9 protein-coding genes and 5 pseudogenes are annotated in these 12,565 nt (G+C 37.1%); 10 read left to right on the forward strand and 4 right to left on the reverse strand.

Going from position 1 to position 12,565, the window contains the following annotated elements; translation table 11 throughout:
- Positions 1-70 precede the first annotated feature (70 nt).
- Entirely contained in the window at positions 71-712 is a 642-nt protein-coding gene (gene apf / locus B7698_RS07400; RefSeq protein ID WP_084865150.1) for an aggregation-promoting factor, read from the forward strand.
- A gap of 154 nt (positions 713-866) precedes the next feature.
- Here apf and B7698_RS10380 read toward each other — a convergent pair.
- Positions 867-1,309 (reverse strand): annotated as a pseudogene (locus B7698_RS10380) (transposase); the annotation flags it as partial.
- 86 nt (positions 1,310-1,395) lie between these two features.
- Here B7698_RS10380 and B7698_RS10515 point away from each other — a divergent pair.
- The 4 genes and pseudogenes from B7698_RS10515 to B7698_RS07415 form a co-directional block, all read left to right on the forward strand.
- Positions 1,396-1,494: pseudogene (locus B7698_RS10515) on the forward strand (DUF5962 family protein); the annotation flags it as partial.
- Between the two features lie 31 nt (positions 1,495-1,525).
- Positions 1,526-1,842: pseudogene (locus B7698_RS10385) on the forward strand (DUF5966 family protein).
- Positions 1,843-2,023: 181 nt separating this feature from the next.
- The gene (locus B7698_RS07410; RefSeq protein ID WP_084865151.1) at positions 2,024-3,646 is read left to right on the forward strand and encodes an AAA family ATPase; all 1,623 of its coding nucleotides are present in this window, start codon (positions 2,024-2,026) and stop codon (positions 3,644-3,646) included.
- Positions 3,643-4,971 carry an HNH endonuclease signature motif containing protein gene (locus B7698_RS07415; RefSeq protein ID WP_084865152.1) on the forward strand — a complete coding sequence of 443 codons (1,329 nt, stop codon included), beginning with the start codon at positions 3,643-3,645 and terminating at the stop codon, positions 4,969-4,971. The genes B7698_RS07410 and B7698_RS07415 overlap by 4 nt, the downstream gene beginning before the upstream one ends.
- A 119-nt stretch (positions 4,972-5,090) precedes the next feature.
- On the opposite strand, the pseudogene B7698_RS10160 reads toward B7698_RS07415, so the two are convergent.
- Positions 5,091-5,204, reverse strand: a pseudogene (locus B7698_RS10160) (IS30 family transposase); the annotation flags it as partial.
- 32 nt (positions 5,205-5,236) lie between these two features.
- Complete coding sequence (locus B7698_RS07420) at positions 5,237-6,067, reverse strand: helix-turn-helix domain-containing protein (protein WP_239822595.1); 831 nt, start codon at positions 6,065-6,067, stop codon at positions 5,237-5,239.
- Positions 6,068-6,298: 231 nt separating this feature from the next.
- Between B7698_RS07420 and B7698_RS07425 the strand changes: the two are divergent.
- A pseudogene (locus B7698_RS07425) lies at positions 6,299-6,886 on the forward strand (hypothetical protein).
- A gap of 181 nt (positions 6,887-7,067) precedes the next feature.
- Here the strand turns inward: B7698_RS07425 and B7698_RS07430 are convergent.
- Positions 7,068-7,931, reverse strand: a complete 864-nt coding sequence (locus B7698_RS07430) for a hypothetical protein (RefSeq protein WP_084865153.1) — start codon at positions 7,929-7,931, stop codon at positions 7,068-7,070.
- Between the two features lie 459 nt (positions 7,932-8,390).
- Between B7698_RS07430 and mnmA the strand changes: the two genes are divergently transcribed.
- The 4 genes from mnmA (at position 8,391) to mnmG (ending at position 12,451) form a co-directional block, all read left to right on the forward strand.
- Complete coding sequence (gene mnmA, locus B7698_RS07435) at positions 8,391-9,512, forward strand: tRNA 2-thiouridine(34) synthase MnmA (RefSeq protein WP_084865154.1); 1,122 nt, start codon at positions 8,391-8,393, stop codon at positions 9,510-9,512.
- A gap of 140 nt (positions 9,513-9,652) precedes the next feature.
- The gene (locus tag B7698_RS07440) at positions 9,653-10,108 is read left to right on the forward strand and encodes an NUDIX hydrolase (protein ID WP_192855122.1); all 456 of its coding nucleotides are present in this window, start codon (positions 9,653-9,655) and stop codon (positions 10,106-10,108) included.
- 8 nt (positions 10,109-10,116) lie between these two features.
- On the forward strand, positions 10,117-10,548 hold the full coding sequence (locus B7698_RS07445) for an NUDIX hydrolase (protein ID WP_084865156.1): 432 nt from the start codon (positions 10,117-10,119) through the stop codon (positions 10,546-10,548).
- Entirely contained in the window at positions 10,538-12,451 is a 1,914-nt protein-coding gene (mnmG, locus tag B7698_RS07450) for a tRNA uridine-5-carboxymethylaminomethyl(34) synthesis enzyme MnmG (RefSeq protein WP_042751782.1), read from the forward strand. The genes B7698_RS07445 and mnmG overlap by 11 nt, the downstream gene beginning before the upstream one ends.
- Positions 12,452-12,565 lie beyond the last annotated feature (114 nt).

Below are 12,565 nucleotides of genomic sequence, written 5' to 3' on the forward strand. Positions count from 1 at the left end.
TAAAAGTGTCAAGAAACAGTAACATTTAAAGGGTATGATAGAACTATAGAAAGAAGGAGAATTTTTAGATATGAAATCAACAACTAAAAAGATTAAAACAACTCTTGCAGGAGTAGCTGCCTTGTTTACAGTATTTGCTCCATCATTTGTATCTGCTCAAGAATCATCAACTTACACTGTTAAAGAAGGTGATACACTTTCAGAAATCGCTGAAACTCACAACACAACTGTTGAGAGATTGGCAGAAAACAACCACATTGACAACATTCATTTGATTTATGTTGGTCAAGAGTTGGTTATCGATGGCCCTGTAGCACCAGCTACAACACCAGCGCAAACTACTTATGCAGCACCAGCAGCTCAAGATGAAACTGTTTCAGCTCCAGTAGCAGAAACTACAGAAGAAGCAGCTCCAGTGGCAAGCGCACCTGCAGCAGAAGAAACGGTTGCTACAACAGAAGCTTCAGCACCAGCTGCAACTGTAAGCGGATCTGAAGCAGAAGCTAAAGAATGGATCGCTCAAAAAGAATCAGGTGGTAGCTACACAGCTACAAACGGTCAATACATTGGACGTTACCAATTGACAGATTCATACTTGAACGGTGACTACTCAGCTGCTAACCAAGAACGTGTAGCAGATGCCTACGTTGCAGGACGTTACGGTTCATGGTCAGCCGCTAAAAACTTCTGGCTTAACAACGGTTGGTATTAAGAACTAACTAGCAGAATAAGATGCAAAGATGCTGGGTAAAAACTAGCTTAAAAATAAAACCACACAGTGATTTCAGTCTTGAATACCATCAAACTGAAAGAAACACTGTGTGGTTTTTGAATAGTTGATGTTTTTAGAGGCTAGATTGTTAACCAATTTTTATTACATCAATAAATAAGATAGTGTCTTCAACCATCCCGTCTTCACGCATTAATAAGGTGAAGTAAAAGCAGTCTTGATTAGATTAGGTTGTTGGTATGTTAACTGGAGCAGAAGGCAGTAATCATTTTATAGCTAACGTAGGTATCATGGCTCAATCATTTCATAGGTAACTTCCTTGTTCATTTGAACGATTTACATCCTGAGAACACCTGACGAGCATAAGCAAACAGGGTCATTTTCATGAGCATGACTGGATGAAAGGCAGGGCGACCAATGTGAGAGGTCTCTTCCAGTAACACTTGGCTAGGGATATTGTCCATATACAAATAGGCTAATCATTCTCGCTTCGTAAGTTGTTGGAATAGCGTAGATCAGATTCGCTTCCGAACTTAACTGATTGTTAAGGCTTTTTAATTGGTTTGTTCTTAATTTAATGCTAAAACATTACACAGGGAAACGAGCCTCTCCAACTATGGGAATGCTCGTTTTTGGTGTTTGAAAGGTGGTTTTTACCAAGCTTATTTCAAGATCTATATGAGGTTTTCAAAGTACAATATTTTGACTTAGTTGCTCAACTTGATGATCTAGACAAGGGACAAGTTGGCTACTACTGCAAGTAATTATTGTATAAAGAAGTAGAGACATGATAGAATAAATTATACAGATATTGTATCAATAGGACTAGGACTGATTTTACTTATCCTTTATCAGATTGCGAAAGTATTAGGAGTTTTGTTTAAAATTGGACTAATCAGTAGTTTGTTTTTTATGGAAATCTATAGCATTTACCTTTTGTTCACAGAGAGATATCTCTACGCCAAAGGTTTAGTAGAAATGGAATTTGGAGTTTCTCCACTTTCTATATTTGTTTTAATATTTTGATAGTAGCAGGAGTTGTAGCGAAAATTGTTAAAAGTAGAAATTCAAAAAGTATGTTTGGAATATCATTATTAAAGATTTTATTGTAAGAACATATATAAATATAAAAGCTTGATTAGTAAAGTTATATACTCATAATCTATTAATTATTTAAAAGTATAAAATTTTGTAATATTTTCTATTCTATGCTTTTTGGGATGAAGTAATATTGTTAATTGATAAATTTGTTATAATACTATTGAAGTTATTATTTTAAGCAGGAGAATTAAAATGAAAATTGATGAATTTTTGTCTAGGATTTCATTTCGTGATGATACATGGGATGATTATGGTTACGAACAAACTGCAGTATTGACTTTTACTGAAGATTCAGGAGAGATAAGTCATTTTATAAAGATATATCCAAATACAGAAGATAATTTTCGTAGAATCAAAGATAATCGAATTGAAAAAGTAGGGAAATATTTTTTGTTTGGTCAATCTAAAGAATACTATAAATTCTTATCTGATACCTTAGAGGAGAATGATTTGAACAGATGGTTTACATTAACAGGGGATATTGTCTATAAAGGCAATGATTTCATAAAGGAATACATAAAGTTACAAAAAGAATATGAAAAATCACTATATAGTGTTGAACTAAATAGTGATTTTGATACTGATGACAGTCCTAAGTATTTAATAGGTATGTTTGATAATTCATTTTTTAGAGCTCAAAAATTATTAGAATGGAAAGAATTATTGAATAGCTTGCATAGATTGACAGTCAATAAATCCTTTCTTTCTGATTATAAATTTACAATAAAAAAAAGAAATCAAACTGTTTTTGAAGTTGATGTAAAACCAAAGGATAATGTTTCTGTTAGGCTGGATGATAAGTCGTTGCCTATATCTGTTTCGAATAATGCTTTTTGTATCATTGGAGGAAATGGGAGTGGTAAAACAAGGTTTATCAGAGAATTATCAAAAGCTATTTTTAATAAATCTTCTGAAATTACAATAGAAAATAGCGAATTTGACACACAAGATGATGCGAATATCATGAAGAAAATTTTGTACTGTTCATTCAGCCCATTTGATGAGAAGTTTGAAATCGAATTAAATCCAGAGGAGAGAGAAAGGTTTGAATATATCGGTCTTTTAAATTATGATAGAGAAGTAGATGGAAATACAAAAATTAGCGATAGAATCACTGATGATATCATGAAAAGTTTACAAAAGATTAAACTTAGTGTGGATAAGTCTAAACTTTGGCTAGAAGCAACAGAACGTATATCTTTTGAAGAATGGGGATATAACCTTATTTATATTTTTAAAAATGATTTAACTAGATCTGACGAAGTTGAGAGCGAGGGTTCAACCACAAGTGGATTTGATTATGAAAACTATGATGAGACATATCAAAAAATCAAAGAATTTAGTTCAGGACAAAAAATATTTTTATTAACAATAACACAGCTTATTTTGAAATTAACGGAAAGAACGGTTGTATTTATTGATGAACCTGAGTTATTTCTACATCCTCCGATGATTAAATCATATGTCCGTCTCATTTCTGATATTGTAAGTTCAGTAAATGGTTTAGGTTTTATTATCACACATTCCCCAATTACTCTTCAAGAGTTTCCTAATAGGTGTGTAAAGCAGGCTTATCGTGACTATCGTGGAGAATACCTGATAAAGTCAGTTAATTTTAACACGTTTGGAGAAAATATAAATGTAATTAATGATCAGATATTCAATATTGGTCTTCAACAATCAGGATACTATAATTTAATTGAAAGATTGAAATTTGTTGAAAATGGTAAAAGTGAACTTAGGAAGTTACTAGATTTTTCTGGTAGTGAGGCCAGATTACTGATCAATTTATTTTTAGAAGGAACTAGCGAATGAGAAGAATTGAAGGAATGGATATCACTGTCAAGGAGATTTTAGATACATTAAGATATGAATCGGTAGATTTTGTAGAAATGTTAGACATTGATGATGAAGATAATTTTAATGCTATTGTTTCGTTGCTATCATACTATGAAAAAGAATATAACGACAGTTATGATAACCTTTCTAACTTACGAATAACAAGTAAAGATGATGACAATTATACTTTTTCGAGTATTCAAAATTACTATTCGGAATATTATAGTGGACGAACATTATTTAAGTACAGAGAATATATGGAACAGCTAGTTGAAAAACGATGCCCAGTTTGTGATTGTTCGTTTGCGTATAGCCAAGTCACACTGGACCATATTCTTCCTAAGAGTAAGTTTCCATTTCTTTCGATTACCCCCATCAATTTGGTCCCAACTTGTTATAATTGTAATATGCGAAAAAATGATGGAATCCCATCGAAAGTGTTGAATCCATATTTTCATGGTTTTTCACCATTTGATTATCTAACAATAATAATTAAAGTTAATGTAGAAAAGCCGTTTGAATCTATTATTGATATCAATTTTGCAGATTTAAATGTTGTTCATCAAGAACAGGTGATGTACATAAGAGAGAACATTGATTTATATAAACTCCGACAAAAGTACTTGGATTTAACCAATATTGCTTTTCTCAAGCTTATGGATGAGTTCCAACAAGTTATTCATCTAAATAGTGATGTCTACAGTATTACTGAACTTAAAGGTTATTTCTTATGTTTAGATAATTATGTTGATTCTGAAGGATATAAATTTATTGATGAGAGTTATTTGAGACACTTGTGCATATTAACAATTAATGAGAATACTGAATTTTTGACTTGTTTAGCAAAACACCTCAATATTTTGGTTAATTATAGTGATAAGTTAGCAGATTCAATTAAGAATTTAGAGGCTAAAGCACAAGAAGAGTTAATTAACCATCGAGCTAATTGTTTAGAACTCATTAAAGGAGTACTGCCTTTAATTTTATTTATTGGTATCTATGAACTTAAAAACAGCTATTTAGAATTAATCGATTTTAGAGGAGTTTTTCAAAGTGAACAAATGGTTTTTAATTTTAGACCTGAAGGGAAATATTCAGAATTAATAAACTCTCATAAATCTTTCAATGTTAATGAATCATTATTGTTATCTATTGTGAAACCTGAAAATAAAGCAGGCACAGAAATTGTAATTCCTCTTAGCAATGGCAATTTTTGTATTTTGCTTATTGAAGGCTCATTTGATATTAATTCTCAACACTTAGAGGAGTTAAATCCTATAATTAATCAAATACTAAGATAAAAAATTTTATACAAAGTTATTTAAGTAGTGATTTTTCTTTAAGTAAATACATTATTTAAAAATCCCCAATTGTCAAGTCAAGTGTAACAAAGATATTCCTCTGATTAAGTGAGTGCTTTTCAAGCTGTTTGAGTTAGCTCAAACAGCTTTTTTGCGGACTGATAGCCATGAATTCGTCTAGGTCTTTCATTGATAACCTTTGTATATTCCTCTAAAAGATTCTGATTTAATTGATATTTAGAAGTGAGTTTTTACCGAGCCTCTTTTATACCTTCTTTGCTTGATAACAGGTATCTACCTCCTTTTTGAGGTGAGATAGCATTGAGGTTTCATCAGTTAACTCCAGAAGGGAGAAGCCCTTTTGAATAAGATGATCATTACTAGTACAAATACCTATTCGAACATAAGTGATAGCCAAAATATCGTATCTTTTCTTTTTCTTAGCATCCTCTAGTAAGGTGTAGCAGATTTGTTGACAGGTATTTTTATCTTGCTTGTACAAGTAAATGGTGGACAGACTGAGTAGGATTGCCATTCGTAATTCATATAAATGTCGATAGTTTTTATATTCTTCCAAGTGCTGCAAGATTTGTTCAGTGATCAGATGGAGGTGTTCAATGGGAAAGCTAAAAAGGATAGTATTGAGGATTTTTAGGTCACTTTCATACCATGTATCTTGTTTTTCAATTTCTTCCCACAGCTTTTTGACCGTTTGTTCCACTTGGATTGAAAGTTGTCCTGTTCCATGTTGACGGATATAAATAACAACTTCCAGCATATCTCTGATTTCCTCTATAGGGAGATCGTGATGGAGCTTGAGATAGTCTTGGCATGTTTCAAATAAATTGACTAGACTACTGGTATCAAAGATGGAACTCGTATTGAGATAGGTTTGCATAATTTCTGTTCGCTGGCTCAGTTTATAGAGATGGCAGATGTATTCAAACTCTTCAAAACTCATATTGATTTGACGGAGAAGAAAATCAATATTTTCATATTTAGGAGTTGCCTTACCACTTTCAATCTTTGATAGGCTAGTTCTTGCGAGGACATTTCCACAGACCTCTTCTTGGGTTAAGCCTTTTGACTCGCGTATTTCTTTATAGGCCTTTCAGAAATCATAACGCATAATTTTCTCCGTTTCGTGAAAAAAGTTAACAAATAATAAAATCCTATTAAAAGCATTGTGTTATATTAATATAAAAAACAGAAAAGAAAGAATTCTAGTTTGATAATCTTACCAGTCTTATTTAAAGTTGTTATGGAACTATTTTCAAAATAGATAGATCTCTGCTTTAGGCGGAGTAGTGAATTAGGAGGCTAAGTGATGAACTACAATTTAAAATATATCTTATCAGGAATATTTATCATAGTCTTTATAGGCTTCCTAGTTTGGATGCGTTATTTTAATTAGAAGAAGGAAGAGGAGTATTCAGATGTGTCTTTTGAAGCGAGGTTAGATAGTGAAGTCAAGATCCTATATAAACAACTAGGATTGGGTGAGGAACCTCACTATTTCTTAGCTTATCACCACTTACACCCTTGGTTTAATCTAGCGATTTTACCACCAACAGTTGAAATTCTCTTAACTAAAATAGCGCTAGTGATGGTAACACCAGATGAATTGCTTATAAGAAATCTTGGAAATGGGATGACTTTCACAAATGAGCATCATCGCGATTTGTGGCAAGGACTTATCCGCATTCCAAAATCAGAGATGAAAGAATTTGAGATTCGCAACTGGAAAAGAGCTTTTGTATTTGGAGATTTTTTGACGATTAAAACAAACCAACATAGTTATTATTTACAGGTTAGAGATGATGGGCTTCAAAAAGGAAGCCTTTCTACCAAACACTTCTCAGACTTAGAGAGACAAGATTTTTTAGGATTATTGACAGATAAAAGGACATTTTGATCGACAATTGCATAAAAAACGAATCTCTGAACGTTCAAAAACCACACAGTGTTTTCAGCCTTGAACACAATCAAGCTGAGAGAATCACTGTGTGGTTTTATTGGAAAGTTAGTTTTTGCTAGCCTTTTATATACTTTATTCGACAAAAGATAATTTTTAAATAGTAGTAATAACATATTGCTTACGGCTGACGAGATTCTGGAGTTTCTCTAGCTGAATTATTACTGTTAGCATCGGGAACTTCAGCATTATTATTGGTATTCGTATCTCCTTGGGTTCCTGCAGTATCAGTAGCTTGATCTCGTGTATTGACAGCAGTGTTTCCTCCACTTCTAGCACTATCAAATGAATATTGCTCGCTTGCAGGTGCTTGTGAATTATATCTGTTCCCATTTGACTCAGTATAGCTTGGAGTGTAGCTACCTCCTTCTGAAGAATAGCTTTCTCTTCCCTCAACGTTACTAGTCGTTTCTGTTTCTTTTTTATTAAACTTTTGCTCTTCTTCTTTTTTGGTCAAGACTTCAACTTGCTTTTGGAATTTTGAAATCAGTTCTTGAATGGGTTTTATTTTTTCATCAATAGTAGCTTGTTCGCTTGTGGAGTTGACACTTTTAATAATTTCTAGTATTTTTTGTAAGGAAGTGATGGCTGTTTCAAGTGCTTGTTTATCTTCAAACTGGCTATCGGATTCCTTTATATCCAATTTTAAAGCTTTTTCGGTATAATGATTAGTAATTTTATCGGCCGTAGAAGTAAGAAAATCTGCTAATGTCTTTTTGCCTTCGTCAGAGGTTGGTTTTAATTCTTGGATTTTTTTCCAATCCTCTATAATCGTTTCAGAATCAATATTGAAGTTTTTAATAGCATTTTTTACTTGTTCGACATCTTGTCCATTCTTATGTTGTTTGCTGAGAGCGATGTTCCCTCTCTCTGCTTGGATATGTTCTTGATGAATGACTAAGCCTATTAAAAGTCCAAGACCTACAACAATAATGATAGTAAAAATGGTATTTTTTGATGTTAGAATATCTTTGTAGTTTTTCACAATCGTACTACGTACATGGATGGTAGTATCTTAAAGGGATCATGTACGACTTCCTCCTCATTACAGTATATCATTTTTAGCTTATTTTATAAATAAGTTTATAAGTAGAATCGAGATTTAACTATTTATTGCCCTTTTTGTAATTATATTTCTGTTTCTATCAGAGAGAATGTTAGATTATCAGCCTCTTTCTTGTCTTCTCCAACCAAGCGTGTTATAATGAATACTGCTCAAGCGACCTTCAATCGTTAAGCACACACGACCTTCAATCGTGAACTAGTCATTTCGTTTATCTTTTATTACGTCGTTAACTCGTCTTACCTAACTCGAGTTATGCCTGCGACTCGTTGCCTAGTCCTAAAAGCAAACGAAAAGACTATACTCGAAGAAATTCTATTGAAAGTCTTAGTAAATAGAATTTTGAAGGGTATGAACAAACGAATAGATGGGAGACTTACCATGAGTGATAACTCTAAAACACGTGTTGTTGTGGGGATGAGTGGTGGTGTCGATTCGTCGGTGACGGCTCTTCTTCTCAAGGAGCAGGGTTACGATGTGATCGGTATCTTCATGAAGAACTGGGATGACACAGATGAAAACGGCGTCTGTACGGCGACCGAAGATTACAAGGATGTGGCTGCGGTGGCAGATCAGATTGGTATTCCCTACTACTCTGTCAACTTTGAAAAAGAGTATTGGGACCGTGTTTTTGAGTATTTCCTAGCGGAATACTGTGCAGGGCGCACGCCAAATCCAGATGTTATGTGCAACAAGGAAATCAAGTTCAAGGCCTTTTTGGACTATGCCATGACCTTGGGCGCAGATTATGTTGCGACTGGGCACTATGCCCGAGTGGCGCGTGATGAGGACGGGACAGTTCACATGCTTCGCGGCGTGGATAATGGCAAGGACCAGACCTATTTCCTCAGTCAACTTTCGCAAGAACAACTCCAAAAAACCATGTTCCCCTTGGGACATTTGGAAAAGCCTGAAGTTCGCAGACTCGCAGAAGAAGCAGGTCTTGCTACTGCTAAGAAGAAAGACTCGACAGGGATTTGCTTTATCGGAGAAAAGAACTTTAAAAACTTTCTCAGCAACTACCTGCCAGCTCAGCCTGGCCGTATGATGACTGTGGATGGTCGCGATATGGGAGAGCATGCAGGCCTTATGTATTATACGATTGGTCAGCGTGGCGGTCTCGGTATCGGTGGACAACACGGCGGTGACAATGCGCCTTGGTTCGTTGTCGGAAAAGACCTCAGCAAGAATATCCTCTATGTCGGCCAAGGTTTCTACCATGATTCGCTCATGTCAACTAGCCTAGAAGCCAGTCAAGTTCACTTTACTCGTGAGATGCCAGAGGAGTTTACGCTCGAATGTACGGCTAAATTCCGCTACCGTCAACCTGATTCTAAGGTGACTGTCCATGTCAAAGGAGACAAGGCGGAGGTCATCTTTGCAGAACCGCAACGCGCCGTCACGCCAGGACAGGCAGTTGTCTTTTACGATGGGGAAGAGTGTCTAGGTGGCGGTTTGATTGACAATGCTTACCGCGATGGACAAGTTTGTCAGTACATTTAGATTGACAAATTCTCTCAATTTGCTACAATAATAAAAGCAATAGAAATGATGGTCAAAGCTCATGGATGTTGCAGGCTTTTTTGTCCTGCACTTCTTTGGAGTTTTGACTGTTTTTGTGTCGTTTAAGAGAAAGGACAAGAATGACTCAACAAGACTTTCGGACAAAAGTGGGCAATACGGTTTTTGGCGTTCGGGCGACAGCCTTGATTGTCCAAAATCGCAAGCTTCTAGTTACCAAAGACAGGGGCAAGTATTACACTATCGGCGGTGCGATTCAAGTCAATGAAAGCGCGGAAGACGCGGTAGTCCGTGAAGTGAGGGAAGAACTGGGTGTTAAAGCTCAAGCTGGGCAGCTAGCTTTCGTGGTTGAAAATCGTTTTGAACAGGACGGTGTTTCCTATCACAATATTGAGTTTCATTATCTGGTGGATTTGCTTGAAGATGCCCCATTGACCATGCAGGAAGATGAAAAAACGCAGCCCTGTGAATGGATTGACTTGGATAAGCTTGAGGCTTACCAGCTAGTTCCAGCCTTTTTAAAAACAGCCCTACCAGATTGGGAGGGCCAACTGCGACACATTCATCTTGAGGAATAGGAGAGAAAATGATGGTTAAGCTTATTGCCCATGTACTTGTTCATAGTGGTGGTGATTATTTGCTCATTCAGCGTTCGGAAATTAAAAGAGGACAACCCAACGTTTATCCAACTTACTGGGATATTCCTGGTGGCGGTGTTGAAAAGGGTGAACTTCCGCGAGATGGTGCTCTTAGAGAATGCATTGAAGAAGTGGGAGTTAGGCTAGATGGCAGTTCGCTCAAACTTCTTCACGAAGATAGTCAACTGGATACCTCTAAGGATACTGTCTTTACTCGCTTAGTTTATAAAGCAGAGTGGGTTGGGGAGAAGCCAATTATCAGATTAGATCCTGAAGAGCATACACGCTTTAAATGGGTCACTATGAATCAAGCTCTAGAGGAGGAGAAGTTAGTTCCTTATTTGCGAGAAATTTTTGAAAGGTTAAGAAATGACATATAATTTTACTGAAGAATACGATATTATTGTAATAGGTGCGGGACACGCTGGGGTCGAGGCTTCCTTGGCTGCTAGTCGTATGGGCTGCAAGGTCTTGCTTGCGACCATCAACATTGAAATGCTGGCTTTCATGCCTTGTAATCCCTCTATCGGTGGTTCTGCCAAGGGGATTGTTGTGCGTGAAGTCGATGCCCTAGGTGGTGAGATGGCCAAAACTATTGACAAGACTTACATCCAGATGAAGATGCTCAACACAGGGAAGGGACCAGCTGTTCGTGCCCTTCGTGCGCAGGCTGACAAGGAACTTTACTCTAAGGAGATGCGCAAGACGGTTGAAAATCAAGAAAATCTGACCCTTCGTCAGACCATGATTGATGAGATTTTGGTTGAAGATGGCAAGGTTGTCGGTGTCCGTACAGCAACCCATCAAGAATATGCTGCTAAGGCTGTTATCGTGACGACAGGGACGGCCCTCCGTGGGGAAATTATTATCGGAGACCTCAAGTACTCATCAGGTCCTAACCACAGCCTAGCTTCTATTAACCTAGCTGACAATCTCAAGGAACTGGGCCTCGAAATCGGTCGTTTCAAGACAGGAACCCCTCCACGTGTCAAGGCCTCTTCTATCAACTACGACGTGACCGAGATTCAGCCAGGAGACGAAGCGCCTAATCACTTCTCATACACTTCACGTGATGAGGATTATGTCAAGGACCAAGTGCCATGCTGGTTGACCTATACCAATGGTACTAGTCATGAGATTATCCAAAACAACCTCCATCGTGCGCCTATGTTTACAGGTGTGGTCAAAGGAGTGGGACCTCGTTATTGTCCGTCGATTGAGGACAAGATTGTGCGCTTTGCGGACAAGGAACGTCACCAACTTTTCCTAGAGCCAGAAGGGCGCAATACAGAGGAAGTCTATGTCCAAGGACTTTCAACCAGTCTACCTGAGGATGTACAGCGTGAGTTGGTTCATTCTATCAAAGGGTTGGAAAATGCGGAGATGATGCGAACTGGTTATGCCATTGAGTATGATATGGTCTTGCCACACCAGTTGCGTGCAACTCTGGAAACCAAGAAAATCTCAGGACTTTTTACTGCTGGTCAGACAAATGGAACGTCAGGTTATGAAGAAGCTGCTGGCCAAGGGATTATCGCGGGTATCAATGCGGCTTTGAAAGTCCAAGGCAAACCTGAATTGATTTTGAAGCGCAGTGACGGTTATATCGGGGTCATGATTGATGACTTGGTGACCAAGGGGACGATTGAACCTTACCGTCTATTGACCAGTCGTGCCGAATACCGTCTCATCCTCCGTCATGACAATGCTGATATGCGTTTGACTGAGATGGGACGTGAGATTGGACTTGTGGATGATGAACGCTGGGCTCGTTTTGAAATCAAGAAAAATCAATTTGACAATGAGATGAAGCGTCTAGATAGTATCAAACTCAAGCCAGTCAAGGAAACTAATGCTAAGGTTGAGGAGATGGGCTTCAAGCCGTTGACAGATGCAGTGACAGCCAAGGAATTCCTTCGCCGTCCAGAAGTTTCTTACCAAGATGTGGTGGCCTTTATCGGACCAGCTGCAGAGGATTTGGATGATAAGATTATCGAATTGATTGAAACAGAAATCAAGTACGAAGGCTATATTTCCAAAGCCATGGATCAGGTTGCCAAGATGAAACGCATGGAAGAAAAACGCATTCCAGCCAATATCGACTGGGATGATATTGACTCGATTGCGACAGAAGCTCGTCAGAAGTTCAAACTCATCAATCCAGAAACTATCGGGCAAGCCAGCCGTATTTCGGGAGTAAACCCAGCAGATATTTCTATTTTGATGGTGTATCTTGAGGGTAAAAATCGTAGTATTTCTAAAAATCAAGAAAAGAAAGCATAGAGAAAAACAGCTCCGAAAAATCGGGGCTGTTTTGTTGACTTGTATTCAATGAAAATCAAAGAGCAAACTAGGAAGCTAGCCGTAGGTTGCTCAAAGCACTGCTTTGAGGTTGTA

Origin of the sequence: Streptococcus mitis, from assembly GCF_002096855.1 — a bacterium.
In the GTDB taxonomy this organism is placed as follows: domain Bacteria; phylum Bacillota; class Bacilli; order Lactobacillales; family Streptococcaceae; genus Streptococcus; species Streptococcus mitis_Y.

Excerpts from the sequence above, each read along its gene's own strand:
- apf (WP_084865150.1), top strand. The coding sequence starts at position 71 with ATGAAATCAACAACTAAAAAGATTAAAACAACTCTTGCAGGAGTAGCT.
- B7698_RS07445 (WP_084865156.1), top strand. The coding sequence starts at position 10,117 with ATGATGGTTAAGCTTATTGCCCATGTACTTGTTCATAGTGGTGGTGAT.
- B7698_RS07440 (WP_192855122.1), top strand. The coding sequence starts at position 9,653 with ATGACTCAACAAGACTTTCGGACAAAAGTGGGCAATACGGTTTTTGGC.
- mnmG (WP_042751782.1), top strand. The coding sequence starts at position 10,538 with ATGACATATAATTTTACTGAAGAATACGATATTATTGTAATAGGTGCG.
- mnmA (WP_084865154.1), top strand. The coding sequence starts at position 8,391 with ATGAGTGATAACTCTAAAACACGTGTTGTTGTGGGGATGAGTGGTGGT.
- B7698_RS07410 (WP_084865151.1), top strand. The coding sequence starts at position 2,024 with ATGAAAATTGATGAATTTTTGTCTAGGATTTCATTTCGTGATGATACA.
- B7698_RS07415 (WP_084865152.1), top strand. The coding sequence starts at position 3,643 with ATGAGAAGAATTGAAGGAATGGATATCACTGTCAAGGAGATTTTAGAT.